Annotated in this window: 22 protein-coding genes; 16 read left to right on the top strand and 6 right to left on the bottom strand. The window is 33.1% G+C overall.

Annotation, left to right across the window (positions count from 1 at the left end):
- Window positions 1-118: 118 nt before the first annotated feature.
- Entirely contained in the window at window positions 119-1,609 is a 1,491-nt protein-coding gene (glpK, locus tag ACVC3Y_RS09020) for a glycerol kinase GlpK (RefSeq protein ID WP_452226682.1), read from the top strand.
- 6 nt (window positions 1,610-1,615) lie between these two features.
- Window positions 1,616-3,289 carry an FAD-dependent oxidoreductase gene (locus tag ACVC3Y_RS09015; protein WP_452226681.1) on the top strand — a complete coding sequence of 558 codons (1,674 nt, stop codon included), beginning with the start codon at window positions 1,616-1,618 and terminating at the stop codon, window positions 3,287-3,289.
- A 5-nt stretch (window positions 3,290-3,294) separates the two neighbouring features.
- On the opposite strand, the gene ACVC3Y_RS09010 is transcribed toward ACVC3Y_RS09015, so the two are convergent.
- On the bottom strand, window positions 3,295-5,802 hold the full coding sequence (locus ACVC3Y_RS09010; RefSeq protein WP_303422326.1) for a DUF5686 family protein: 2,508 nt from the start codon (window positions 5,800-5,802) through the stop codon (window positions 3,295-3,297).
- Window positions 5,803-5,886: 84 nt separating this feature from the next.
- A complete protein-coding gene (locus ACVC3Y_RS09005; RefSeq protein WP_452226680.1) occupies window positions 5,887-6,864 on the bottom strand; it encodes a pyruvate dehydrogenase complex E1 component subunit beta in 978 nt (325 codons plus the stop codon).
- Window positions 6,865-7,087: 223 nt separating this feature from the next.
- Here ACVC3Y_RS09005 and ACVC3Y_RS09000 point away from each other — a divergent pair, with 223 nt between their 5' ends.
- The 6 genes from ACVC3Y_RS09000 to ACVC3Y_RS08975 all read left to right on the top strand — a co-directional run bounded on the left by ACVC3Y_RS09000 (window position 7,088) and on the right by ACVC3Y_RS08975 (window position 12,754).
- Window positions 7,088-7,834 carry an electron transfer flavoprotein subunit beta/FixA family protein gene (locus ACVC3Y_RS09000; RefSeq protein ID WP_452226679.1) on the top strand — a complete coding sequence of 249 codons (747 nt, stop codon included), beginning with the start codon at window positions 7,088-7,090 and terminating at the stop codon, window positions 7,832-7,834.
- A gap of 106 nt (window positions 7,835-7,940) precedes the next feature.
- Entirely contained in the window at window positions 7,941-8,900 is a 960-nt protein-coding gene (locus ACVC3Y_RS08995) for an electron transfer flavoprotein subunit alpha/FixB family protein (RefSeq protein ID WP_303422334.1), read from the top strand.
- An 86-nt stretch (window positions 8,901-8,986) separates the two neighbouring features.
- Window positions 8,987-9,601 carry a bifunctional nuclease family protein gene (locus tag ACVC3Y_RS08990; protein ID WP_303422337.1) on the top strand — a complete coding sequence of 205 codons (615 nt, stop codon included), beginning with the start codon at window positions 8,987-8,989 and terminating at the stop codon, window positions 9,599-9,601.
- A gap of 14 nt (window positions 9,602-9,615) precedes the next feature.
- On the top strand, window positions 9,616-11,283 hold the full coding sequence (locus tag ACVC3Y_RS08985) for a NupC/NupG family nucleoside CNT transporter (RefSeq protein ID WP_452226678.1): 1,668 nt from the start codon (window positions 9,616-9,618) through the stop codon (window positions 11,281-11,283).
- Window positions 11,284-11,503: 220 nt separating this feature from the next.
- Window positions 11,504-12,328 (top strand): thymidylate synthase, encoded by an 825-nt coding sequence (locus ACVC3Y_RS08980; RefSeq protein WP_303422342.1) that lies wholly within the window; start codon window positions 11,504-11,506, stop codon window positions 12,326-12,328.
- A gap of 12 nt (window positions 12,329-12,340) precedes the next feature.
- Entirely contained in the window at window positions 12,341-12,754 is a 414-nt protein-coding gene (locus ACVC3Y_RS08975; protein WP_303422344.1) for an energy transducer TonB, read from the top strand.
- Window positions 12,755-12,834: 80 nt separating this feature from the next.
- On the opposite strand, the gene ACVC3Y_RS08970 is transcribed toward ACVC3Y_RS08975, so the two are convergent.
- Entirely contained in the window at window positions 12,835-13,131 is a 297-nt protein-coding gene (locus ACVC3Y_RS08970) for an isoamylase early set domain-containing protein (RefSeq protein WP_303422347.1), read from the bottom strand.
- Between the two features lie 252 nt (window positions 13,132-13,383).
- On the opposite strand from ACVC3Y_RS08970, the gene ACVC3Y_RS08965 reads away from it, so the two are divergent.
- From ACVC3Y_RS08965 to ACVC3Y_RS08945, 5 genes are all read left to right on the top strand, one after another.
- Window positions 13,384-14,292: a dihydrofolate reductase gene (locus tag ACVC3Y_RS08965; RefSeq protein WP_452226677.1), complete on the top strand. Its 909-nt coding sequence runs from the start codon at window positions 13,384-13,386 to the stop codon at window positions 14,290-14,292.
- 126 nt (window positions 14,293-14,418) lie between these two features.
- Complete coding sequence (locus ACVC3Y_RS08960) at window positions 14,419-15,021, top strand: TetR/AcrR family transcriptional regulator (protein WP_452226676.1); 603 nt, start codon at window positions 14,419-14,421, stop codon at window positions 15,019-15,021.
- A 49-nt stretch (window positions 15,022-15,070) separates the two neighbouring features.
- Window positions 15,071-15,871, top strand: coding sequence for a haloacid dehalogenase type II (locus ACVC3Y_RS08955; protein WP_303422355.1), 801 nt, complete (start codon window positions 15,071-15,073; stop codon window positions 15,869-15,871).
- A gap of 1 nt (window position 15,872) precedes the next feature.
- Window positions 15,873-16,253 (top strand): DoxX family protein, encoded by a 381-nt coding sequence (locus tag ACVC3Y_RS08950; protein WP_303422358.1) that lies wholly within the window; start codon window positions 15,873-15,875, stop codon window positions 16,251-16,253.
- An 11-nt stretch (window positions 16,254-16,264) separates the two neighbouring features.
- Window positions 16,265-16,999 carry an SDR family oxidoreductase gene (locus tag ACVC3Y_RS08945; protein WP_303422361.1) on the top strand — a complete coding sequence of 245 codons (735 nt, stop codon included), beginning with the start codon at window positions 16,265-16,267 and terminating at the stop codon, window positions 16,997-16,999.
- Between the two features lie 78 nt (window positions 17,000-17,077).
- On the opposite strand, the gene ACVC3Y_RS08940 is transcribed toward ACVC3Y_RS08945, so the two are convergent.
- Window positions 17,078-20,914 carry a T9SS type A sorting domain-containing protein gene (locus ACVC3Y_RS08940; protein ID WP_452226675.1) on the bottom strand — a complete coding sequence of 1,279 codons (3,837 nt, stop codon included), beginning with the start codon at window positions 20,912-20,914 and terminating at the stop codon, window positions 17,078-17,080.
- Window positions 20,915-21,087: 173 nt separating this feature from the next.
- On the opposite strand from ACVC3Y_RS08940, the gene ACVC3Y_RS08935 reads away from it, so the two are divergent.
- The 3 genes from ACVC3Y_RS08935 to lspA all read left to right on the top strand — a co-directional run bounded on the left by ACVC3Y_RS08935 (window position 21,088) and on the right by lspA (window position 24,111).
- On the top strand, window positions 21,088-22,644 hold the full coding sequence (locus tag ACVC3Y_RS08935) for an NAD(P)/FAD-dependent oxidoreductase (RefSeq protein ID WP_452226674.1): 1,557 nt from the start codon (window positions 21,088-21,090) through the stop codon (window positions 22,642-22,644).
- A gap of 88 nt (window positions 22,645-22,732) precedes the next feature.
- On the top strand, window positions 22,733-23,626 hold the full coding sequence (gene fabD / locus ACVC3Y_RS08930) for an ACP S-malonyltransferase (protein WP_452226673.1): 894 nt from the start codon (window positions 22,733-22,735) through the stop codon (window positions 23,624-23,626).
- Window positions 23,626-24,111 (top strand): signal peptidase II, encoded by a 486-nt coding sequence (lspA, locus tag ACVC3Y_RS08925; RefSeq protein WP_303422371.1) that lies wholly within the window; start codon window positions 23,626-23,628, stop codon window positions 24,109-24,111. The genes fabD and lspA overlap by 1 nt, the downstream gene beginning before the upstream one ends.
- 2 nt (window positions 24,112-24,113) lie before the next feature.
- On the opposite strand, the gene galE is transcribed toward lspA, so the two are convergent.
- Together galE and ACVC3Y_RS08915 are read right to left on the bottom strand one after the other, a co-directional pair.
- The gene (gene galE, locus ACVC3Y_RS08920; RefSeq protein ID WP_452226672.1) at window positions 24,114-25,124 is read right to left on the bottom strand and encodes a UDP-glucose 4-epimerase GalE; all 1,011 of its coding nucleotides are present in this window, start codon (window positions 25,122-25,124) and stop codon (window positions 24,114-24,116) included.
- A gap of 101 nt (window positions 25,125-25,225) precedes the next feature.
- Window positions 25,226-26,383 carry a DegT/DnrJ/EryC1/StrS family aminotransferase gene (locus tag ACVC3Y_RS08915; protein ID WP_303422376.1) on the bottom strand — a complete coding sequence of 386 codons (1,158 nt, stop codon included), beginning with the start codon at window positions 26,381-26,383 and terminating at the stop codon, window positions 25,226-25,228.
- Between the last annotated feature and the right edge of the window lie 63 nt (window positions 26,384-26,446).

Here is a 26,446-nt window from a genome sequence, read left to right as displayed (position 1 = left end):
TGATAAACTAAATTGGTTTTTTATGTAAATATATTTTTTAAAAAATAATTTCTTATGCACGCATAACATTATAGAATATTTTTTAGTACTTTATGTTTTAATTTTTGAAAAGTAGTTCATGCATAAAAAATACGTTATTGCCTTTGATCAAGGTACGACAAGTACCAGAACCATTATTTTTGATATGAATGGTACTATTAAAGGTATCTCTCAAAAAGAACTAACACAACATTATCCAGAATCTGGTTGGGTAGAACATAACCCTATGGAAATATACAAAGATCAAAAAGAAACTTTTGAAAATGTTATAAAAGAAACTGGAATAAACCCAAAAGATATTGCAGCTATTGGTATTACCAATCAAAGAGAAACTACTGTAGTTTGGGATAAAGAAACTGGACAACCTATCTACAATGCTATAGTTTGGTTAGATAATAGAACCAAAGACATATGCAATACTTTAAAAAAAGATGGTCTAGGAACTTATGTTCGTGAACAGACAGGATTAGTAATAGACTCCTATTTTTCTGGAACTAAATTAAAATGGGTTTTAGATAATGTGGAAGGCGCTCGAGAAAAAGCAGAAACCGGGAAACTTTTATTTGGAACAATCGATAGTTGGTTGATATATAAATTCACTAAAGGAAAGCAACACGTTACAGATCATACCAATGCATCACGTACCATGCTTTATAATATTAAAGATTTAAAATGGGACAACACTTTACTTACTGCTTTAAACATACCAAAATCTATGTTACCAAAAGTAAAAACATCCTCTTCAAACTTTGGTTCTGTAGTTTTTAACGGAATTAACATTCCTATTTGCGGGGTTGCTGGAGACCAACAAGCGGCTTTATTTGGTCAAGGAGGATTTGAAGCAGGAATTGCAAAAAACACCTATGGAACTGGTTGTTTTATTTTACTAAATAATGGAAAAGATTATGTGGCTTCCAAAAACGGTCTAATCTCCACATTAGCATGTACTCTACCAAACGAACCAACAAATTACGTACTAGAAGGAAGTATCTTTATTGGTGGAGCTTCTATACAATGGTTACGAGATAAAATGTTATTAATTAATCAGGCACAAGAAACCGAAGCAATTTGTAATAGTATTCCGCCTTTAAAAGATTTATATATGGTTCCTGCTTTTGCAGGATTAGGTGCTCCATATTGGGATGCCAATGCAAAAGGTGCTATTTATGGAATCACGCTAGATATAGGGAAAAATGAAATTATTAAAGCAACTATTGAAGCCTTAGCCTATCAAACAAAAGATGTAATTCAGGCTATGGAAGAAGATTGTGGCAAAACATTAACTACTTTAAAAGTTGATGGTGGAGCAAGCGCAAATAATTATTTGATGCAGTTTCAATCTAATCTTTTAAATGTCGTTGTTGAAAGACCAAAAATGCTTGAAGTTACCGCTTTAGGAGCAGCAATGCTAGCAGGACTAAAAGCTGGAGTTTGGACTACAAACGACATCACATCTATTCGAGAAGTAGACCAACTTTTTTCTCCTAAAATGGAAGAAAAAACAAGAAACCAAAAATATACAGGTTGGTTAAAAGCCATTAAAAAAACCAAGTCGATAATAGAAGTTTAATTAAATATGAAAAATAAATCATTTTCTATACGAGATAGAGCAGAACAAATAGAAACACTTACTTCTCAAAAATTCGATATCGTGATTATAGGTGGTGGAGTTACAGGAGCAGGAATTGCTTTAGATGCTGCTTCTCGTGGCATGAAAACTTGTTTGATTGAAAAGAATGATTTTGCTTCTGGAACTAGCAATAAATCTACAAAACTAATTCATGGTGGATTACGCTATTTAAAGCAATTAGAAATTGGTTTGGTCAGAGAATCTGGAAGAGAACGTGCTATAGTGCATAAATTAGCACCACATTTAGTGATACCAGAAAAAATGCTTTTACCGCTTATAGAAGATGGTACCTATGGAAAAATGATGACCTCAATTGGTTTAAGAGTCTACGATTTTTTAGCAGATGTAGAAGGAGATGATAGAAGAAAAATGCTTGACAAAGCCGAGACTCTAAAAAAAGAACCTTTATTAGATAAAACAACAATTCTTGGAAGCGGTTATTATTCGGAATACAGAACAGATGATGCGCGATTAACCATTGAACTACTTAAAAAGGCTTCCGAATTTGGAGCAACGATTCTAAATTATTGCGAGATGAGAGATTTTATATATAATACAGAAGGAAAACTTAAAACTATCTCATGTATCGATCACAATTCCGAAGAAATATTAAACATAAAATCTCGAAATTTCGTTTCTGCAACTGGACCTTGGGTTGATAAATTACGAGAGAAAGATGCTTCCAAAAATAAAAAGCATTTACACTTAACTAAAGGTGTACATCTTGTTTTTCCTATTGAAAAATTCCCATTACAACAATCGGTTTATTTTGATGTAGCAGATGGACGCATGATTTTTGCAATTCCTAGAGGTCGAGCAACCTATGTTGGTACGACAGACACCGATTATTTTGGAAATTTAGAACGTGTAGTTACCACAAAAGCAGATGTTCATTATTTACTGGATGCTGTAAATGATGCATTTCCTGAAATTCATTTAGTTGAAAAAGACATCGAATCCAATTGGGCTGGATTACGACCATTAATTCATGAGGAAAAAAAAGACCCTTCCGAATTATCGCGAAAAGATGAAATATTTATTTCTAAAAGTGGTTTAATTTCTATTGCTGGTGGAAAATTAACAGGTTATAGAAAAATGGCACATCGTGCTATTGATGCTGTTTTAAATACAATGACGTATAAACAAGTTGTCAAACTTAAAGAGTCGCAAACTGAAAAAATTACGTTGACATCGAACCCAATGACTTCTAATAAAGAAGTAAAAAAATATCGCAAAAAACTATATTTAAGGCTACAAAAAGCTGGAATAGAAAATGATTATTTTGCTTGGTACTTAACTTCCAATTATGGAAAACAAGCAGATGAAATAGTAGGCAAAATGCCATTTTTTAAAAACAAAAATGCCGAAGCGCGATTAATTAGAGCAGAGTTATGGTATGGTATTCATTTTGAAATGGTTAATAGTCTTTCCGATTTTTTTGTGCGAAGAACAGGAAGACTATACTTTAATATTTCTAGTGTTTTAAAATTTGAAACGCTAATTATTAAAGACTGTATACAATATTTAGATTGGGATGCTAATCGTGTTAAAAAAGAAGAAGACATTTTAAGTATACTTATTAAAGATGCTACTTATTTTTATGATAAAGAATTGGACTAAAGTGCTTAAAAATTGAATCCGAAACTACCAGTAATACCAAATTTTCTTGCATCAGGATAATTCGTTTTATCTAAATAGTTTCCTCTAAAATTAAAATCGATTCGAAACACTTTAAATATATTATCTATACCAAAACTATATTCATAATACGCTTTATTATTTGGTGCTGTATAAACTAAACCAGAAGCATTAAGTGCTCTGTTTTCTTTTGAAATTTCACCAACAACAGCTCTAAATCCTACTATTTCTCTCCAGTTTAGCTTACGCAAAAAAGGAATTCGAGAAAAGAAACGACCATTAAAATTATGTTGTATGTGCATGGATGCGTAGGTATCTGTTACAAACTCGTAATAATCTAAATTAGAAAAGGTATTATATATAGAAAAATAACTTTGATTTCCTGGAACCACACTTAATAAACCTAATGGAACTTCGCCAAATGTTTTTCCTACTTCTAAAGTTGTATATAACCTTCCTAAACCACCGACAGACCAAGGTTGTAAGTAGGAAAACTGAAGCTTAGTATAGTCAAAATCACTATTTATAACGCCTTTATCTCCTCTAGTAACCTGTGCAAATATTCTTGCAAAACCATCATTAGCTTCTCTACGTTCTACTCCATAACCTGTCATTTTTCTTTTTGGGAAATATGAAACAGATAAAGCACTTTCAAATTGTTTGATTTCCGATTCGGTAGTTGTTTGCGTTTCGTCTGTATAATAATCTAAACTAAACGTTTTAGATGCCGACTCTAATGTTCTATAATTACCACTTAATCTAAAAACTACGTTTCTAACCGGCTCCATTTCTATTGCGAGGCTCGTTAGATTAATAGAGGTAAGTTTATCGTTAGTTCCAGTTCCTACCACAGACGACGATGCTAAACTACGACCTAATACATCTGTAGAAGTCGTTAAACTAGCTCCAATTTGCTCTACATCTCTTCGGTTTCCACCAGAAATAATAAATCTATTTTTCTTATCTAGAAGGACTTTTCCAGAAATTCCATATTTAAATTTATCGTCTTTAAAACCATATGCTCCAAAACCTTCAATACGCCAAAGGTCATTTTGTCCAAAATAGGTTCTTCCTCCTGCTCGTAATCGTAAACCTTCTACATCATTAAAACCAAAGGTGGAAAAAATGGGCCCATAATCTAAATTTAAACTAGGCATTTCAATATATCCTGAAGCTAGAATGCTTCCAACATTGTAAAGACGTTTAAACTTTTTAACCGTTTTTAAGGTATCTAGCATTTTGTAAACACCTTTTTCATCTTTACTCAAGGCTTCCATTCGGTTTTCTTCCCAAAAATCGTCTTCGCGATTATAAATATCTTTATCGTAGTTATATACTTCTTGATTATAGAACTTTTCGTCTTTTGGTTTATTAAACGCATAATTATCATACAAAGTAGTACGTTTACCATAAACTCCTCGAGCTTCTTCCTTTTTATTAAAAGAGAAATCCGACATAAAATAATCTCTTTTTAATAATAATAAAGAATCATTAAGTACATCAAATTCTTGTTCTATATAAATTTCTTTTACCCAGTTTATGTTTGCGCTTTTAGAAGCCTGCATATTAATTTCTTTAATTGCATAGGTAGTGTCTGCAACCCAAAAATCACCTTTAAAGGTAAGTTCGTTTTTACGTCTTGGGTAATATATAATGTTATAACACCATTTGTTGTCACGATATGTACTATCGGATAAGACGTAGTTGTAGGTATTAATTCCAGTTCTTGATATTGGACTCACAAAGCTCTTATCGAAAAATTTGAGGTAGTTATCATAAATATCAAATTCTGAATACAGATCATTTACGAAATCTATAATGACCTGATTATCGCTAAAACCAGAATTTTTATTTCCTAACAAATCTACTTTTTCTTTATTAATTAAGTTATCACCGTAAACTTTAGTTACAGCTTCATTAATAAAAATGGGCAAGTATGTTTTTCCTGTTACTCGAGAGGTATCTACCTCATTAAAAACAAATTCCATACCTCTAAATAGTTTGCTTTTAATGAGGGAGCTATCTATGGTATTGAGGTCAAACTCTACTTTTTCGTATTTATCGTATTCGTATTGTTTAAATTGTTTTAATCCATTTTTTCGTTTGTGTTCCCAAACTTTTTTAAGGATTGCAATGGCAGGATTTTCCGATTCTTTTTTAGATTGTTTACCGGTAACAATTACGACTTCATCTAAGGATCCAGCTTCTTCTTTTAAAACAAAATTAAGTTCGTAATTAACTCTTTTTTCTAGAGGAACATCTAAAGTAGCAAAACCTATAAAAGAAACTAACACAGCATCCCAAGTGGCATCAGACTCTAAATAAAAAGTTCCATTTTCATCGGTTATTGTACCTTCAGAAGAACCTTTAAATATGACATTTGCAAAAGCTACAGGTTCGTTAAACTCATCATACACCTTACCACTAACTTTAGTTTGTGCAACAACGGTAACAATTCCGAAAAAAAATAATAAAAGAATTAATTTATACTTCATTTAGTCCACTTCAAATTTCATTATACTAAAAAACTTCATCAACAATGTTGCCAATGAAGTTTATATAACGAAAATAATTCGTTTTTATTTATACATTACCTTTTTTACCGCTTTTACCACATCTTCACTATTTGGTAACCATTCTGCTAATAAAACTGGTGAATAAGGAGCAGGAGTATCTGCTGTGTTTATTTTTACAATTGGAGCATCTAAATAATCAAAAGCTTTCTCTTGAACTTGGTATGTAATTTCTGTTGATACGTTACCAAAAGGCCAAGCCTCTTCAAGAATAACCAATCTATTTGTTTTTTTAACCGAAGTTAAAATGGTATTAATATCTAATGGTCTTACCGTACGTAAGTCTATAACTTCGCAGGAAACCCCTTCTTTTTCTAATTGATCTGCAGCTTTATATGCATCTTTAATAATTTTACCAAAAGAGACAATAGTTACATCGGTTCCTTCTCTCTTAACTTCAGCAACTCCAATAGGCACAATATACTCTCCTTCTGGCACCTCTCCTTTATCTCCATACATTTGTTCACTTTCCATAAAGATTACTGGATCATCATCACGTATAGCTGCCTTTAATAAACCTTTTGCATCATAAGGATTCGATGGTACAATTACTTTTAAACCTGGCGTGTTAGCAAACCAGCTTTCAAAAGCTTGAGAGTGCGTGGCTCCTAATTGACCAGCAGATCCTGTTGGGCCACGAAAAACTATAGGACATTTAAATTGTCCTCCAGACATTTGTCTAATTTTTGCAGCGTTATTAATAATTTGATCAATACCTACTAATGCAAAATTAAAAGTCATAAACTCTACAATAGGTCTATTTCCTGTCATTGTAGAACCTACAGCTATTCCAGAAAAACCAAGTTCTGCAATTGGTGTATCTATAACACGTTTTGCACCAAATTCATCTAGCATTCCTTTACTAGCTTTATAAGCTCCATTATATTCTGCTACTTCCTCACCCATTAAGTAAATACTTTCGTCTTTGCGCATTTCTTCACTCATTGCTTCGCAAATAGCTTCTCTAAATTGTATAGTCTTCATCTATTATAAATATTATGAAAAACAAAAATAGCAATAAAAGAAAAACTTTCTAATAAAGATTTGTTTAAAATTTATTATGCACGCATAGTAAATATTCAAAATATTATAATTAACTTCGTAGCCAAGAAAATAAAGTCTAAAATATTAATCCGTTATTTCTTATCCGAAATCGTTATAGTTCTAGGCTTTACAAAAAATACAATTTTAATTAAATTATATAATTATGAAAATTTTAGTGTGTATCAGTCACGTTCCTGACACGACATCAAAAATTAATTTTACTGAAGGAGATACAAAATTTGATACCAATGGTGTACAATTTGTTATTAATCCTAACGATGAGTTTGGGTTAACTCGTGCCATGTGGTTTAAAGAAAAACAAGGAGCTAGTGTAGCCGTTGTTAATGTAGGAGGTCCTGAAACAGAACCTACTTTACGTAAAGCCTTAGCTATTGGAGCAGATGAGGCTATTAGAGTAAATACAGAAGCTGTAGATGGTTTTGCTGTTGCAAAACAACTAGCTAAAGTAATTGAAGATGGTGCATACGACCTAGTAATTGCTGGTCGTGAGTCAATTGATTATAATGGCGGAATGGTTCCTGGTATGATAGCTGCATTAACCAATGCTAATTTTGTAAATAACTGTATTAGTCTAGAAGTGGAAGGTACAAATGCAACTGCTACTAGAGAAATTGATGGGGGAAAAGAAACCGTTACTACTAGTTTACCTTTAGTTATAGGAGGCCAAAAAGGATTAGTTGAAGAAAGCGATTTACGCATACCAAACATGAGAGGAATTATGATGGCGCGTAAAAAACCGTTACAAGTTTTAGAACCAATTGCAACCGAAGCTGAAACTACTTCTGTGAAATTTGAAAAACCAGCCCCAAAAGGTGCTGTAACACTTGTAGCTCCAGATAATTTAGACGAATTAGTAAGCCTACTTCATAACGAAGCTAAAGTAATTTAGTTTACTAATTAAGTTATCCCAAACTGGCTTTGGGATCTTTTGAAGTTAACAAAAAAAATAATTAAGATTTCTACTTTCGTGGGAATGACAAATAAAAATATGTATCATGTCAGTTTTAGTATATACAGAATCAGAACAAGGAAAATTTAAAAAAGTAGCTTTAGAAGTAGCTTCTTATGCAAAAGCAGTTGCTAATCAATTGGGAACAACTGTGACAGCTGTAACCATTAACACTAGCGATGCAAGTGCTTTAGGGAACTATGGTGTAGATAAAGTATTAAACGTTACTAACACACAATTAAATACTTTTAACGCAAAAGCATATGCAGATGTAGTAAAGCAAGCTGCAGAAAAAGAAAGCGCAAAAGTAGTTATTGTTAGCTCCAGTGCAGATAGTAAATATTTAGCACCATTATTAGCCGTTGGCTTACAAGCTGGATACGCAACCAATGTGGTTGAAGCTCCTTCGAGCACTTCTCCTTTTACAGTAAAACGTACAGCGTTTACAAATAAGGCATTTAATATGACAACTATTAATACCGATGTAAAAATAGTTGCAGTATCAAACAATTCTTTTGGATTAGTAGAAAATTCAGGTAGCGCTGCTGCGGAAGAATTTACTCCTACAGTTTCAGATTTCACCGTAAATGTACAATCGGTAGATAAAGCAAGTGATAAAGTTAGTATTGCTGATGCAGAGATAGTAGTTTCTGCTGGTCGTGGATTAAAAGGTCCAGAAAACTGGGGAATGGTTGAAGAATTAGCAGATGTACTTGGTGCAGCTACAGCTTGTTCTAAACCTGTTAGTGATTTAGGTTGGAGACCACACAGCGAACACGTAGGACAAACAGGAAAACCGGTAGCCTCAAACTTATATATTGCTATTGGTATTTCTGGTGCTATACAACACTTAGCAGGAATTAACGCTAGTAAAGTAAAAGTAGTTATTAACACAGATCCAGAAGCTCCTTTCTTTAAAGCAGCAGACTATGGTGTTGTTGGTGATGCTTTTGAAGTTGTACCAGCTTTAATCGAAAAATTAAAAGCCTTTAAGGCACAACAATAAATATATTTTTTATAAATTGTATTGTTAAAAAGGACTGTTTAAATTTTGTTTTGTCCTAATTTAAACAGTCTTTTGTGTTTTTAAATATGAGCTTAGTCAAGTTAAACATAAAAGGTATTTCGTATAGCCAAACTCAAAATGGCGCTTACGCATTGATTTTAAACGAAGTAGATGGAGACAGAAAACTCCCAATAGTTATTGGTGCTTTCGAAGCGCAATCTATTGCCATTGCTTTAGAAAAAGAAATTCGTCCGCCAAGACCACTCACTCACGATTTATTCAAAAATTTTGCCGATAGATTTGATATTGTTGTTAAACAAGTAATCATTCATAAACTAGTAGATGGCGTTTTCTATTCTAGTTTAATTTGCGAACGCGATAAAATTGAAGAAATTATTGATGCCAGAACAAGTGATGCAATTGCATTAGCCTTGCGGTTTCAAGCTCCAATTTTTACCTATAAAAACATTTTAGATAAAGCTGGAATTTATTTAAAAGTAAATCCAGAAAGCGAAGAAAAAAACATTGAAGATGATGTCCTTTTAGATGCTTTAGTTGCAGAAGAATTAGAAACGACATCTCCAAACGAGACCTTTGCAAGTAAAACAATTGACGAATTACACAATATGTTAGACGAAGCAGTTGCTAATGAAGACTATGAAAAAGCAGCACATATAAGAGATGAAATCTCTAAACGTTAAATAAATAACAACACATGAGAAATTTTGTATTAGCTATTGTAGCTATTTTTTTTGGACTTTCAACAACTAGTGCTCAAGACCTTGAAAAAAAATGGATAGCAAACAACCAAAACAATAGTTTTGAAACCTTAGAACTAAATCAAGGCGAATTTAATACAACAAATGCTTCTGGTGATTATATACATCAAAACAGCTTACTCGTTTTTTACTATAACCAACCAACCGATACTATAAGACGTTACAAGATTAAAGAGCATACAGATTCTACTTTAGTTTTTACAGAAAAAAACACAGATTTTCTTTTTACAGCTGCTAAAGAAAAAGAGAATATAGCTATTACTAACATTACAGAAGTAAGCGATGGTATTATAGAGAGTCAAGGTTTCTCGATGCAAAGTTTGTGGCGAGGACTTTTAGGAATGGTTTCCCTAATTGTTTTAGCATTCCTTTTTAGTAGTAATAAAAAAGCGGTTAACTGGAAAACCGTAGGTTTAGGATTAGCGTTTCAACTTATTATTGCTGTAGGCGTTTTAAAAGTTCCTTTTGTTCAAAAAATATTCGAATGGATTGGCGGTTTATTTGTAAGCGTACTAGATTTCACAAGAGCAGGAAGTAAATTCCTATTTGAAGGCTTAGTCGTAGATATGGATACTTTCGGGTTCATTTTCGCATTTCAAGTACTACCAACTATCATATTCTTTTCTGCTTTAACCTCACTCCTTTTCTATTTAGGAATTATTCAAAAAGTAGTAAAAGCTTTCGGAATCGTTTTATCCAAAGTTTTAAAAATTTCTGGTGCAGAAAGTCTAAGTGTTGCTGGAAATATTTTCCTTGGACAAACCGAAGCTCCTTTACTTATCAAGGCATATTTAGAGAAAATGAATAAATCGGAAATGCTTCTGGTTATGATTGGTGGTATGGCAACTGTTGCAGGAGCTGTATTAGCTGCTTACATTGGTTTTCTTGGTGGAGACGATCCTGTTTTAAGATTACAATTCGCAAAACATTTACTAGCTGCATCTGTTATGGCTGCTCCTGGCGCTATAGTAATTTCAAAAATATTATATCCTCAAACCGAAGAAATAAACACCGATGTTAGTGTTTCCTCCGAAAAAATTGGTTCTAATATTCTAGATGCTATTGCTAATGGAACCACAGAAGGGTTACGACTTGCTGTAAATGTAGGCGCCATGCTTTTAGTATTTGTAGCTTTTATTGCAATGCTTAACGGAATTCTAGGTTGGGTTGGAGATGTTACTACAATTAACACTTGGATTGCTGCAAATACAGCATACCAGAGTTTATCCTTAGAGCTTATTCTTGGTTATATATTCGCTCCATTAATGTGGTTAATAGGTGTTGCGACAGAAGATATGACTTTAATGGGGCAACTTTTAGGTATCAAATTAGCAGCAAGTGAGTTTGTTGGTTATATACAATTAGCAGACTTAAAAAATGTAGCAAGCGCAACTCATTTAACATATAACAAGTCTATTATAATGGCAACCTATATGCTATGTGGTTTTGCAAACTTTGCATCTATAGGCATTCAAATTGGTGGAATTGGATCTCTTGCTCCTGGACAGCGAAAAACCTTATCCGAATTTGGAATGAAAGCCTTAATTGGTGGTACTATAGCATCGTTAATGTCTGCTACTATCGCTGGAATGATAATAGGGTAAAAACACCTACTAACATAGAAAGTAAATTTCCTATAAAAAACGTTAATAACTTTATAATAATATACCAAAGCATCAAGCAACAAAACTTGGTGCTTTTTTTTATTTTAGCATCGCTTTTTATGTCATATAAAGCGCAGTTCAGGTATTTATTTTTAGAAATTCTAACTGCAAATAAAATCAAGTTTAATTTAATGAGATTTCCACTTTCGTGGAAAATACTATGAAACAATATTTAGACCTAGTACAACACGTTTTAGAAAACGGAAACGAAAAAGGAGACAGAACTGGAACAGGTACAAAAAGTGTTTTTGGACACCAAATGCGTTTCGATTTAAGTGAAGGTTTCCCCATGGTAACCACAAAAAAACTACACTTAAAATCTATAATTTACGAATTGCTTTGGTTCTTAAAAGGAGATACAAACATTAACTATCTTACCGAAAATGGTGTGAAAATATGGAATTCTTGGGCAGACGAAAATGGCGACTTAGGTCCTGTTTATGGGCACCAATGGAGAAACTGGAATGATGATGAAATAGACCAAATAAAAGAAGTTATTCACGCTTTAAAAAACAACCCAAATAGCAGACGTATGTTGGTTTCTGCTTGGAACCCTTCCGTTTTACCAGACACCACGAAATCCTTTTCAGAAAACGTTGCTAATGGTAAAGCCGCTCTTCCTCCTTGCCATGCATTCTTTCAATTTTATGTAGCAGATGGTAAATTATCTTGCCAACTGTACCAACGTAGTGCAGACATCTTTTTAGGTGTGCCTTTCAACATTGCATCGTATGCATTATTCACCATGATGATGGCACAAGTTTGCGGTTATCAAGCTGGAGATTTTATTCACACTTTTGGAGATGCACATATTTACAGCAACCATTACGAACAATTAGAATTACAATTATCTAGAGATACTAGACCGCTTCCTAAAATGAAAATCAATCCAAATGTTATGGACATTTTCGACTTTAAATTTGAAGATTTTACACTTGAAGACTACAATCCGCACCCACATATTAAAGGAACTGTTGCCGTCTAATTTAAATTATTAATGAAAAACCTATTTCTATTAATTACTATTTCCCTCTGTTTAGACGCTTTTTCTCAAGAAACAACCAATAAAGCAGAAAGTTTTCCCGTATATAGAAGCTGTAGTGAAAACCTAGATTATCAAGGATTAAAAAGCTGTACTACCGAAAAAATAATGAATTTCATTACATTAAGTTTTAATTATGAACTTGCAGATAAATTATTTCCTCAAGAAGAATCCACTCAATTTTTAGTAGAATTTATTATAGATGAAAAAGGTAAGACTAAAAATATAACTGCTAAAGCGCATAAAAAAGAAATTGCTGCAGAAGCTATTAAACTATTGAAACGTCTTCCAAAAATGAAAAAACCAGGTTATTTAAATGGAAAGCCTGTTGCTGTTCCGTTTAAAATATTAATGACTATATATTTTTAATAGGTAATCTTTTAAAAATAAATTAAAAAAAAAGGTGTACTCCTATTCAGAATACACCTTTTTAATTTTACTGATAAGTATTACAAATTAATTACACTATTTTCAGATGAAGCAAATTCATTCCAAACAAAAGAATCGGCTTGTTCTTCATTTTGCCATTGTCCATCAACAACATATTTAAATTCGTAAGAACTTCCACTTTCTAAGTTTACAGTCCCTTTAAATGTTCCGTTTTTTAATTTTTTTAAAGGCGCAGCTTTTTCATCCCAATTGTTCCAGTTTCCAACTACTAAAACTTCATTTGCTTCTTTAGCAGGAACTGTAAATGTTACTTTACAAACTGGTTTACTTTTTAAAAATTGTTTCTTAATTGCCATAATATTATTGTTTTAACAAGTTCAAAATTAAATAAGAAAGTTAGAGGTATCAAAAAAATAAATACCTAATTTTGAATTATTATTTTATTACTAAAAATTACTCTTTAAAAATCTTGATTTCATATAAAACTAACTTGTATTTAAAGAATATAACAATTGTAAAATCAATATAAAATACTGTAAATCAAACTAAAACGTTTGCGGTAATTCTAAATAAATGATTAAGTAACTTTACTTTTTAAATGTAACATCATGTTTGGTAAAAAGAAAAACAACCCCCAAATAGACCAAGAGCAATTACAGCTCATTCAAAATGCGCAACGTAGAATAAAACAAAAAAAACGTTTTTATTCACATGTTATCGTTTTTGCTATTTTTGGTTTAATACTATACACTTTTAATGTTGGTTTAGGTTTAGCAGACGAATTTACTTTAGCAACACTACCATGGTCCATTGTAATAATAGCATTTTGGTTTATATTATTATTCTGGCATTTTTTAAATGTTTTTTTGTTTCAAACTTTTATGGGAAAAGATTGGGAACAAAAACAACTAGAAAAACTAGTTAATAAGCAACAAGAACGTATTGAAAAATTAAAAGAAAACCTTAAAAACGAGGCACCTCATATTGCTAAAAGTCAAATATTTAATGAAAATTTAGCACTAAAAAAACAAAATTTAACCATTATTGTAGCAGCAGGAGAAAATAATGCTATTGGTAAAGACAACAAACTTATTTGGCATTTACGTGATGATTTAAAACGTTTTAAAGCTTTAACCTCAGGCCACTATATTATTATGGGAAGAAAGACCTTTGAAAGTTTCCCTAAACCATTACCTAACAGAACTCATGTTGTTATTTCTAGACAAGAAAACTACCAAGCTCCTGAAGGTGTCCTTGTTGTAAATTCTATTGAGAAAGCTATAGAAATTGCTAAAACCGACTTACAACCCTTTATTATTGGTGGAGGTGAAATTTACAAACAAGCCATGCATTTAGCAGATAAAATAGAAATTACTCGTGTTCATGAAGAGTTTGAAGCAGACACTTTCTTTCCAGAAATTGATACCAAAATCTGGAAAAAAACAAACGATACCTATCATGTAAAAGATGAAAATCATGACTATGAGTTTTCGTTTTTAACCTACGAAAGAAAGTAATTTATAATACATTTAGTTTTAATAGCAACTTTCAATATTATTCCAATTAAAAACAAATAAAAGTTACAATTGTTAAATAAAAATCAAAAACATACTAACTAGTATTTTTTTACATAACTTTGTACCATGCAACAAGATTTAAAATCGGAAATCACCAAACAAACTATTCTTAACGAATCGTTTAAACTGTTTTATGAGAATGGTTTTAAAACTACTAGTGTAGATAAAATAATGAAAGCAACAAAATTAACTAAAGGTGCATTCTATCATCACTATAAAAACAAAAAAGAACTTGGTCTTGCTGTTATTAGTTTCAAACTAGAAAAAAGGGTTTGTGAAGGTATGATATTACCATTATTTAAATCTGGCAATACTATTGATATTTTAGAAACTACTTTTTTAGAGCGTTTAAAATCTTTTCCCGTATATGATAAACAACATGGTTGCCCAATGAATAATTTCATAAATGAAATTGGTGATCATGAAATAGCATACCAAATAGCATTAAGAAATATTATTGAAGATTGGAAAAAAGCTTTAATCCAATTAATAGAAAGAGGAAAAAAAGAAAATACTATAAAAAAAGATATTTCAAGTGAAGCAGTTGCGACCTACTTGATTAGTGCTTTTGAAGGTATTCGAGGTATTCGTAAATTGTATACCAATGACGATATTTTAGAGGAATACATATTAGGTCTCACAGTATACCTAGAACAACTAAAAGCTTAATTTTTTTTAAATCAAAACATACCTTTTGGTATGTTTTTAAATATAAAACATGAAAAAAGAAAAAAACAACAGAAGAGATTTTATAAAAAAAGCTACTATGGTAGGTTTAGCTGCTCCACACTTAGCATTTGCTTCTTCATTAGAAAATCCAATAAAAACAGAAAAGATGAACACAAGACCTAAAGTATTATTTTTTGACGTAAACGAAACTTTACTAGACCTAACTGCAATGAAAGAAAGTGTTGGTAAGGTATTAGGAAACAGAAGTGACCTATTACCGTTATGGTTTACAACCATGCTACAATACTCTTTAGTCACAACAGTAGGAAGACAGTACAATGATTTTGGTGTAATAGGTGCTGCAGCCCTACAAATGGTAGCTGCAAATCATAATATTACTTTATCTGAAGAAGAAGGAAAACAAGCAATTTTAGGGCCAATCCGATCTTTACCTGCACATCCAGAAGTAAAAGCAGCGCTTCAAAAATTAAAAAATGCTGGTTATAAACTAGTATCATTTACGAACTCCTCAAATAAAGGTGTACAAACACAATTTGAAAATGCTGGACTAATTGATTTTTTTGACGAAAGATTAAGTATTGAAGATATTGGAAAGTTTAAACCACATACAGATGCATACGATTGGGCAGCACGAAAAATGGGCGTTTCGCCTAGCGAATGTTTATTAATTGCTGCACATGGCTGGGATATCGCTGGTGCACTTTGGGCAAATTGGAGAGGTGCTTTTATTAGCAGACCAGGAGCGCAATTATACCCTTTAGCTGAAAAACCTGAAATTATAGCATCTAATTTAACAGAAGTTGCCACTAAACTAGTCGCATTAAAATAGGATGAAATATTTAACAAATCAAATCATAAATATTCTAGTTAGTGCTGTAATGTTATTCTTTGCTGTCCCTAAACTACTAGGAAAACCACAAAGCGTAGCTGGTTTTAATCAATTTGAAGATGCTTTTGGAATTCCTTCGGATGGTTTTAGAATCTTCACAGGAATTGCAGAGTTTGCTTTAGCAACCTTATTTATCCTTTTTGCTTTTAATAAAAATAAAACGATAGGCAAGATTGCTTTCGGATTTTTATTTATAACGATGTTTACAGCTTTATTCTTAGAATTTTTTGCAAGACCAGAACCAAAAATGATGCTAGTAAGCATTGCTATTATTTTGATAGTCATTGCTATTTTTCGATTAAAAAAATTAAATAACGCTTAAACCATAAACACATGAAACTAGAAAGTAAAGTAGTATTAGTAACAGGTTCCTCTAAAGGAATTGGAAAAGAAATTGCAATACTTTTAGCTAAAAATGGTGCTAAAGTAATAGTAAACCATTCCAATAGTGAAACAGAAGCAAACGCAACGGTAAACACTATTTTAGAACAAGGAGGAAAGGCTATTTCTGTACAAGCAGATGTAAGCAAAAAAGAAGAAGTAACGGTATTATTTGACAAAGCAATAGCAGCATTTGGCAAAGTAGATGTGCTAATTAATAATGCTGGTGTTATGATTTCGAAGGCATTAAAAGATAATACGGAAGCGGATTTTAATAAACAATTTAATGTGAATGTAAAAGGTATATTTAATACGTTACAGGAAGCTAGTACTAAATTAGCAGACAACGGAAACATTATCAATATATCGTCTAGCACAGTAAAATTAATGTTTCCCACCTATGCATTATATTCGGCATCTAAAGCTGCAGTTGAACAAATGACACGCGTATTTTCTAAAGAAATTGGAAGAGGTATTTCAGTTAATGCATTGGCTCCTGGAGCAACAGAAACCGAATTATTTTTAAAAGGAAAATCGCAAGAATTCATTGATAAACTTAGTAGTATGAATGCTTTTAATCGTCTTGCAAAACCTTTAGACATTGCAAAAGTTGCTTTATTTCTAGCAAGCGACGATTCGAAATGGATTTCGGGTCAAGTCATTGGTGCTAATGGCGCTTTAGTATAATCGCATTAAGTACAATAAAATGGATAAAAAAAGCCAGTTAGTAACATACTAACTGGCTTTTTTATAAAGTAAAAACTGTTATTTCTTTACAATTTTCATTGTATGTCCTAATTCAGAAATACGTAAAACATACATCCCTGAAGCTAAATGAGCTAAAGAATCAATGGAAGTATTGCCAGTATTTAATTGCAATGTTTCACTATATACAACAGCACCTAAAACATTTACAATTTGCACTTTTGAAGTTACAGGAGTTTGCAAATCTAGTTTTACATATAATTCACTATCAAAAGGAACTGGAAATACTTTAATGGTATTTGAATTTCCAATAACATCAACAGTACTTAGTGTTGGACCTTGATTTCCTGGTGATCCTATTGCAGATTCGCCCATATCATTTCCTACTGTAGCTACTGGTGCATAAGGTACTTCGTTGATTATACTAAATCCGTCTTTTTCTACATCATAAGATTGTCCTGGAAAAGATCCAGTATCTGGAAAACTTTCAAAATCGACAATATTACCAATGGTTGTTGGCTCACCAATCCATAAAGTCACAGCATCTCCACCACTTGATAAACCTGCTCCTGCGTAAGTTCCTATTTGTACTCCAGAAATATTATAAACGCCTTCCCAGATAGCGACAAAATTTGCGGTATCTGCTGCATCAACAGCAACAACAGATTCTCCTGGAGCAATAGAAGTGATACCACTTATTAACACTGCAGAAGCTGGATCTTGAGAGTCATCATCAAAATAAAGTCCACCTAAACTTGGAGTCCAAGCTATTGGCCCATTGTTTGTTATTTCAAACCAATCTGCAGTAAGATTATCTCCTGCACCATTTCCTGGCCAGATTTCGGTAATATTTAATATGGGTCCAACTGGTGTATTAATAGCATTAGGTGTATTAAGTGCTTCTCCTTCTATAGGAATTCCTGTAAAACCATCTAATCCTTCTCCTTCAAAATCATTACGCATCCAATCTGCAGTGGTATCTGTATCTACACCATTAGGAATACGAGACGCTCCTCCTACTTGAGCTGCATTACCATCAAAACCTGGAGCTAGATCTAATGCATAAACAAAATCAGAAGCACCTCCATCAGAACTCGCAATACCATCTACAATACTATTCCAATAAGTTACATCAATAACACCATCATTATTGGTATCAATATCATCACCTATACTACCCAAAAAGCCTTCTACTAGCAATAAAGTTATACTTCCATTTTCTATAGTATTCGATAGAAAAGGAGTTGTCCAGAATCCATTTTCATCTGTAGTTCCTACAGCAAAAGTACCATCATCAATTACACCAGAAGCACTACCATCTCCTTCTATTTCAACAATAGTATATGCGGAATAATCGGTAAAAGGATCTCCATAAATCTCTACAAACTCGGCAGTATCTCCAGAAGTATGATCTGCAACAAACTCATTAATGACTGGAGTTTTAATAACAGGTTGCACAACGGGACCTAAAGTAACTATATCGCTTCTAAATTTTTTCCATTCGCTACGAAGCGACTTATTTTCATTTCCATCATTATAAATAACAGTAGCCCCTAAATCTACTAGTAATTTTACGGTGTCGGAATCTCCATCACTTCCTAAGAAAGTAGAAACAGGCAAAGCTACCAACCCTTCAAAAGAACCATTAGCTTGTAATGCAGTTAAATCTGCAGCACGCAATTCTGCTTGATCTACAGCATTTCCAGACCAAGTATATAGTTTAAAGTCCGTTTTGTTTCCAAAAGGTCCTCCTATTAATACACATCCATTTTCATTGCACTCCATACTTCTTAAACTTCTTCCATTTAAATCTAAAAGTATAGGAGTTCCAAAAGTAGCAGAACCAACTGGCATTCCTGGTAAGTCTGTAAAATTAGTTACAGGAATTACAATAGCTTTATTCTCTAATGTTGAACTTCTTAAACCCAAATAAGCTGTTGTTGTACTATTTGGCGCAAGTGCTAAAGCTTCTATTTCTAAAATAGTACTTAATTGAAAGTGATTCGTACCTAAACCGTGCATATTATTTTCATCCCAAGCCAACAAATCATCTCTTAAGCTAGTATATTTATTTAAATAACTTAGTGTTGATGCTTCTCCTGTTCCAGAAACCTTAGTAGTAAAAATAACCGATCTATCTTCCTCTGCAGTAGAGCCAATCCAGTAAATTGTATTTTCTAATAAAAAAGAACCTTCTAAATCTGCTTCTGCAGTAGTTCCTAAAGCAGCATTAAAATCTATTGTCGTTATTGGCAATCCAGATTGATTCCCGTTATATAAACGTAAAGTTTGATCTTCGTCATCTCCAATCCAACCATATTCTGTGCTTATTGCTATTCCTGTAGAACCATCTGCAGCTCCGGTATGAAAACGAGTTGTATTTGGTGTCACTGAAGCTTCAGAAGCTGCATAATTAATAGTATACGTTGCAGTATTGGAATCTGTATCTTCAACCGTTACAATTATAGTTGTAAAACCTAAAGCAGAAGGAGTAATGGTTAATAAACGTGCTTCATTAATTCCTGTAAGCACAAGATTTGCATTAGAAACGATAGTTTCATCACTACTAGTAGCAGTAACCACTAAATCTGCTACAGGTGTTTCTGCATCCATAATATGAAAAGGAATACCAATAGTACTTGCTGGATCTGTAGGATCGTTTATAACGCCACTTACAAAACCAGCATTGGTTTCTGGTAAGTTTAAAAAAGAGGTTAAATTAACCGTATCAACAACAATACTTAATGTAGATGCTGCTAAAGCTCCTAAATTACCAGGAGAACCAATTGCAGGTTCATTCATATTATTATTAGCAGTAGCAACAGGTTGATATGGTAACTCATCAATAGCACTAAAATCTCCTTTTACAACATCATAAGATTTTCCTGGAGCAAGTTCAGTATCTGGATATGCTTCAAAATCGACGATTGCACTAGCATCTAGAGGAGCGCCAACACTCATAAATAAAGTAACCGCATCTCCTCCACCTCCAAGTCCAGAACCATCATAAGTTCCAATTTGTACTCCTGTTAGGTTGTAAACACTACTCCATATTGCTATAAATTCTGCAGTATTGGTATCGTCTATTGCTATTACAGACTCTCCCGGTTGAATACTAGTAATGCCACTTATTAAATCGGCTGTTGTATAATCTTGAGAATCATCATCAAAATATAAATCACCAAATGTTGGTGTCCAAACTCCTGGACCTTCATTTGTAATTTCAAACCAATCGGAAGTAAGATTATCACCTTCTCCATTTCCTGGCCAAATTTCTGTAATTTGTAGATTAGGCAATGCTGGCCCTAAATTTCCCGGTGAACCAATTGCGGATTCATTCATATTATTTACAGCAGTAGCAACAGGTTGATATGGTAACTCTCCAATAATGCTGAAGCCTCCTTTGGTAACATCATAAGATTGTCCTGGAGTAAGTTCGGTATCTGGATATGCTTCAAAATCAATAATTGCATTAGCATCTACAGGAGCACCAATACTCATAAATAAAGTAACCGCATCTCCTCCTCCACCAAGACCAGAACCATTATAAGTTCCAATTTGTATTCCTACTAGGTTGTAAACACTACTCCATAAAGCTATAAATTCTGCAGTATCAGTATCGTCTATTGCTATTACAGATTCTCCTGGTTGAATACTAGTAATACCACTTATTAAATCGGCTGTTGTATAATCTTGAGAGTCGTCATCAAAAAATAAATCTCCCATAGCAGGAGTCCAAGCGACGTCTCCCATATTTGTAATTTCAAACCAGTCTGAGGTTAAATTGTCTCCTTCACCATTTCCTGGCCAGATTTCTGTAATCTGTAGTGAGACTTGCGAATACCCTATAAAACAAGTAAATAGGAAAGCACTTAAGAGTGTAATTCTTTTATACATAATATTTATTTTGGATTAAAAAGTAAAACTAACGCAGTAGTATTACCATAATTAAAGCTTAACATTATGTATGAGTTAACTAAAGATTAACTTGGTTAAATAATTGTTTCCTAATACTCTGTAAATCCTAAAAATCTATAATTACCTATCACAATTTTTCATAAATTCGCCATATGATTAAAGACCTGCAATTACGAGTTTCTCTTAAAGAAGAAGAAATACCAAATATTCTTTTAATAAAAGCTTCTAAAAAGTTAAGTATATCTCGTGAAGATATTTCCGGTATTAAAGTATTGCGTAAATCTATTGATGCACGTAAACCTAAAATAATCTTTAATTATAAAGTTTCTGTTTTTATTAATGAACCTGTACCTGAAACTTCAGAATACATTTTTGACTATAAAGATATTTCAAAAGCCAAACCTATTCATATTATTGGTTTTGGTCCTGCAGGAATGTATGCTGCTTTGCGTTGTATAGAACTTGGTTTTAAACCTATTGTTTTAGAACGTGGTAAGAATGTACAAGACAGACGGAGAGATTTAAAAGCCATTAACCAAGATCATTTTGTAAACGAAGATTCTAATTATTGTTTTGGTGAAGGTGGTGCAGGAACCTATAGCGACGGAAAACTATACACACGAAGTTTAAAACGTGGTGATGTGCGTCGTATTTTCGAAAATCTTGTATTTCATGGTGCAACAGACCAAATTTTGGTAGATGCGCATCCGCATATTGGAACCAATAAATTACCAAAAGTAGTTTCAAACATAAGAGAAACTATATTAAAATATGGAGGTGAAATTCATTTTGAAACTCGTGTCACTGATTTTATTATAAAAAACAATGCCGTTCAAGCTTTACAATTACAAAACGGTAAAGAATTAACTGCAAATCGAGTGATTTTGGCAACTGGTCATTCTGCTCGTGACATCTACTATTTACTACATAAAAAAGAAATCGCTTTACAAGCAAAATCTTTTGCAATGGGAGTTCGTGTAGAACATCCACAACATATTATAGATAGCATTCAGTACCATTGCAATGGCAACCGTAGCGAACTACTTCCTGCTGCAGCTTACAGTTTAGTACATCAGGTTAACGACAGAGGCGTGTATTCTTTCTGCATGTGTCCTGGGGGATTTATTGTTCCTGCTGCAACTGCAAATGGTGAAGTTGTAGTTAACGGCATGTCACCATCTAAAAGAAATAATGCCTTTGCAAACTCTGGTATTGTTGTAGAAATTAATGTGGATAAAGATTTACCTAAATACGAGAAATTTGGCGTCCTAAAAGGGTTAGAATATCAAAAGGATTTTGAAAAACTCGCCTTTTATGCTGGAGGAAGAAGTCAAACTGCTCCTGCACAACGTTTAACCGATTTTGTGGAAGGGAATCTATCCGAAAGTTTAAATCCTACTTCTTATCAACCAGGATTAAATGCAGCGCCATTACATTCTTTATTTCCAAAGCTAATAGGAAGTAGATTACGTCAAGGTTTTAAAGCTTTTGGCACTAAAATGAATGGATTCTATACCGCCGAAGCGAATATTATTGGAGTGGAATCTAGAACATCGTCTCCTGTAAATATTCCAAGAAAAGAAAATTTAGAACATCCAGAAATTACTGGACTTTTTCCTTGTGGTGAAGGAGGTGGTTATGCTGGTGGAATTATTTCTGCAGCCATGGATGGCGAACGCTGTGCAGAAGCTGCAATTAGTGGTTTATAAGTTAATAGATCTTAATTACAAGGAATACTTTGGAAGCTAACTAGCATCTAAAAAAAAATCTTATTTTTGCAACTCAAAATTAAAACGAATGAACGCATATATATTTCCAGGTCAAGGAGCTCAATTTTCAGGAATGGGTTTAGACTTATACGAAAACGCTCCAGAAGCACAACATTTATTTGAAGACGCTAATGAAATATTAGGATTCAACATTACAGACATTATGTTTGAAGGTACTGCTGAAGCTTTAAAAGAAACTAAAGTAACGCAACCTGCAATATTTTTACACTCTGTGATTTTAGCAAAAACTCTAGGAGAAAGTTTTAAACCAGATATGGTTGCTGGACATTCTTTAGGTGAATTTTCTGCCTTAGTAGCAAATGGCGCTTTAACTTTTAAAGACGGCTTACGTCTAGTATCACAACGTGCAAAAGCAATGCAAAAAGCTTGCGAAATACAACCAAGTACCATGGCTGCTGTTTTAGGTTTAGAAGACAAAGTGGTAGAAGACATCTGTGCTAAAACCGAAGGGATTGTAGTTGCTGCCAACTATAACTGTCCTGGTCAACTAGTGATCTCAGGAGAAATTGACGCTATTAATCGTGCCTGCGAAGCAATGAAAGAAGCTGGAGCAAGACGCGCTTTAGTACTTCCTGTTGGTGGTGCTTTTCACTCGCCAATGATGGAGCCTGCTAGAGAAGAATTAGCTGCTGCAATTGAAAACACAAACTTTAGCAAACCAAACTGCCCAATTTATCAAAATGTTACTGCTAACGCAGTTATTAAAGAAGCTGAAATAAAAAAGAATTTAATTTCGCAACTTACTGCTCCTGTTCGTTGGACACAATCGGTACAACAAATGATTGCAGATGGTGCCACCTTATTTACAGAAGTTGGACCAGGAAAAGTACTTCAAGGATTGGTAAAGAAAATTAATAGAGAAGCGCAAACCGCTGCTGCAACAATAGAAACTAAAGCATAATGAAACGCTCTTTATTTATTGCTTTTTTAATTATTTTCAATATTGTTATTGATCAGGTTTCCAAGTTTTGGACCAGAGCATCTGTTGTTAAAGGAAGTAAATCGGAAATTATTGGAGATTACTTCACCTTACATAATGTAGAAAATTCTGGAGCATTTTTAGGAATGGGAAGTGATTTAAGTCCAACGATGCGCGCTATATTTCTACTTATAATTCCAGTTGCTGTAATGGCTTATGTGTTATTTTTAATTTTTAAAAACAAAAACTTAGACACTTTTTCATTACTAGGTTTTTGCTGTATTTTAGGAGGTGGAATGGCAAATATTTACGACAGGTTTTTATATGGTTCTGTAACAGATATGTTTCATATAGATCTTGGTGGTGTTTTTAGAACTGGAATTTTTAACGTTGCAGATATGTCTGTAATGCTAGGTTTAGGACTACTTATTTTAGGTAATTTTAAAAAGAAGGAAACTGTAGCTTAATTTTATAATTGTTGTTGCCATTTCCAAGCAGATAACATGGCATCCTCTAAATTATATTTTGCTTTCCAGCCTAAAATTTGATTTGCCTTTGTAGTATCGGCATAAGCAGAAACTACATCTCCAGCTCTTCTATCTACTATTTTATAGTTTAGTTTTTCGCCAGAAACACGTTCAAAAGCTTGAATAACCTCTAAAACAGAACTTCCTGTCCCTGTTCCTAAATTAAAGATCTCAAAATCGGTTTCATTTTTTTTATCTAACAAACGTTGTAATGCAATTACGTGTGCTTTTGCAATATCTACCACATGAATATAATCTCTTATACAGGTTCCGTCTGGAGTTCGATAATCGTTACCAAACACAGAAAGCTGTTCTCGTATTCCAGCTGCAGTTTGAGTAATGAATGGCACTAAATTTTGTGGTACACCAATTGGCAGTTCTCCAATTTTTACACTTTCATGCGCACCTATTGGATTAAAATATCGCAATGCAATTGCTTGTACTTGTGGTGTTATTTTACAGATATCTTGTATTATTTCTTCTCCAATTTGTTTGGTGTTTCCGTATGGAGATTGGGCTTTTTGTATAGGAGCATCTTCCGAAATTGGCATGGTATCTGCTTGACCATATACGGTACAGGAAGAACTAAATATAAAATTAGCTATTTCTAATTTCTCTAGTTCTTGTAACACATAAACCAAAGTATTAATATTGTTTTCGTAATATAATAAGGGTTTATTTACGCTCTCTCCTACAGCTTTACTTGCTGCAAAATGTATTACACCTTGAAGATCTTGGTGCTTTTTAAAAAACGTTTGCACTTTGGTTTTATCTTTTAAATCTAGTTGTTCAAAAATTGGTTTTATTCCTGTAATAGAGACAATCCCTTCTAAGACATCTAATGAAGAATTAGAAAGATTATCAATAATTACTACTTGACACCCCTCTTTTTGAAGCTCTACAACTGTGTGCGATCCTATAAAACCTAAACCTCCTGTGACAAGTATTTTCATTGGTTGCTATGTGCGTTAAGGATAGAAGCGTTATCCTTTTTTTGCTGGCATATATGGCAAAAAAAGATTTAAGCGTACAGCCTGACCCTTGTGGTAACGCCCTAATTATTTGCTATAAATTCTTTTATTTTATTAGTAATAAATGCTATTTGCTCATCGTCTAATTCGGTATGCATTGGTAACGAAATCACCTCTTTTACTAGTTGATTAGTAACTGGAAAATCTGCTTCGTTATATCTAGTATCTTGATATGCTTTTTGGTTATGCAATGGTATTGGATAATAAACTCCACAAGGTATTTCATGGCTATTTAAAAACTGCACCAAAGCATCTCTATCTACATTTTTTAGTCTTAAAGTGTATTGGTGAAAAACATGACAATCACAGTCTTCACAAATGGTAGAACAGGTTTTAGCTACTTGAGGTGTAATTATATTTGATATTCCTTGAAAAGCATTATTATATTTTCTTGCAGCAGATTGCCTTGCTTTATTATAGGTGTTTAAATATGGTAATTTGGCGTTTAAAACTGCTGCTTGTATAGAATCTAGTCTAGAATTTACTCCAACTACATCGTGGTGGTAACGTTCGTACATCCCGTGATTTACTATTCCTCTAATGGTATGTGCTAAATCGTCATCGTTTGTAAATATTGCGCCACCATCCCCGTAACATCCAAGATTTTTTGAAGGAAAAAAAGAAGTAGAAGCTACGTGACCAATAGTACCAGCTTTTGCCTTGTCTCCATTACTATACGTGTATGTTGCACCTATTGCTTGCGCATTATCTTCAATTACATATAGATTATGCGCTTCGGCAATTTTCATAATAGCTTCCATGTTTGCACATTGCCCGAATAAATGCACAGGAACTATTGCTTTTGTTTTTGGTGTTATTGCCTTTTGAATTGCTTCAACACTAATATTAAAATCATTTGGATCTACATCTACCAACACTGGAGTTAATTGCAATAATGCGATTACCTCAACGGTAGCAGCGAATGTAAAATCTGCAGTAATAACTTCGTCTCCAGGTTTTAAACCTAAACCCATCATTGCTATTTGTAATGCGTCTGTACCATTAGCACAAGGAATTACATGTTTAACAGCTAAATATTCTTCTAAGTTTTTTTGAAACTCATGAACTTTTGGTCCATTAATAAAAGAAGCATTATCTATTATTTCTTGAATTGTTGGGTTTACAACATCTTTAATGCCAGCATATTGACCTTTAAGGTCGACCATTTGAATTTTTTTCACAATCTAAAATTTTGAAACTGGCGCTATAAAACCAGGCTCATTATATGATACGAATTTACAAAA

The sequence above is a fragment of the Lacinutrix cladophorae genome, from assembly GCF_053604645.1.
The sequence above is the reverse complement of the archived record's forward strand: the minus strand, read 5'-3'. Positions and strand labels throughout refer to the sequence as shown.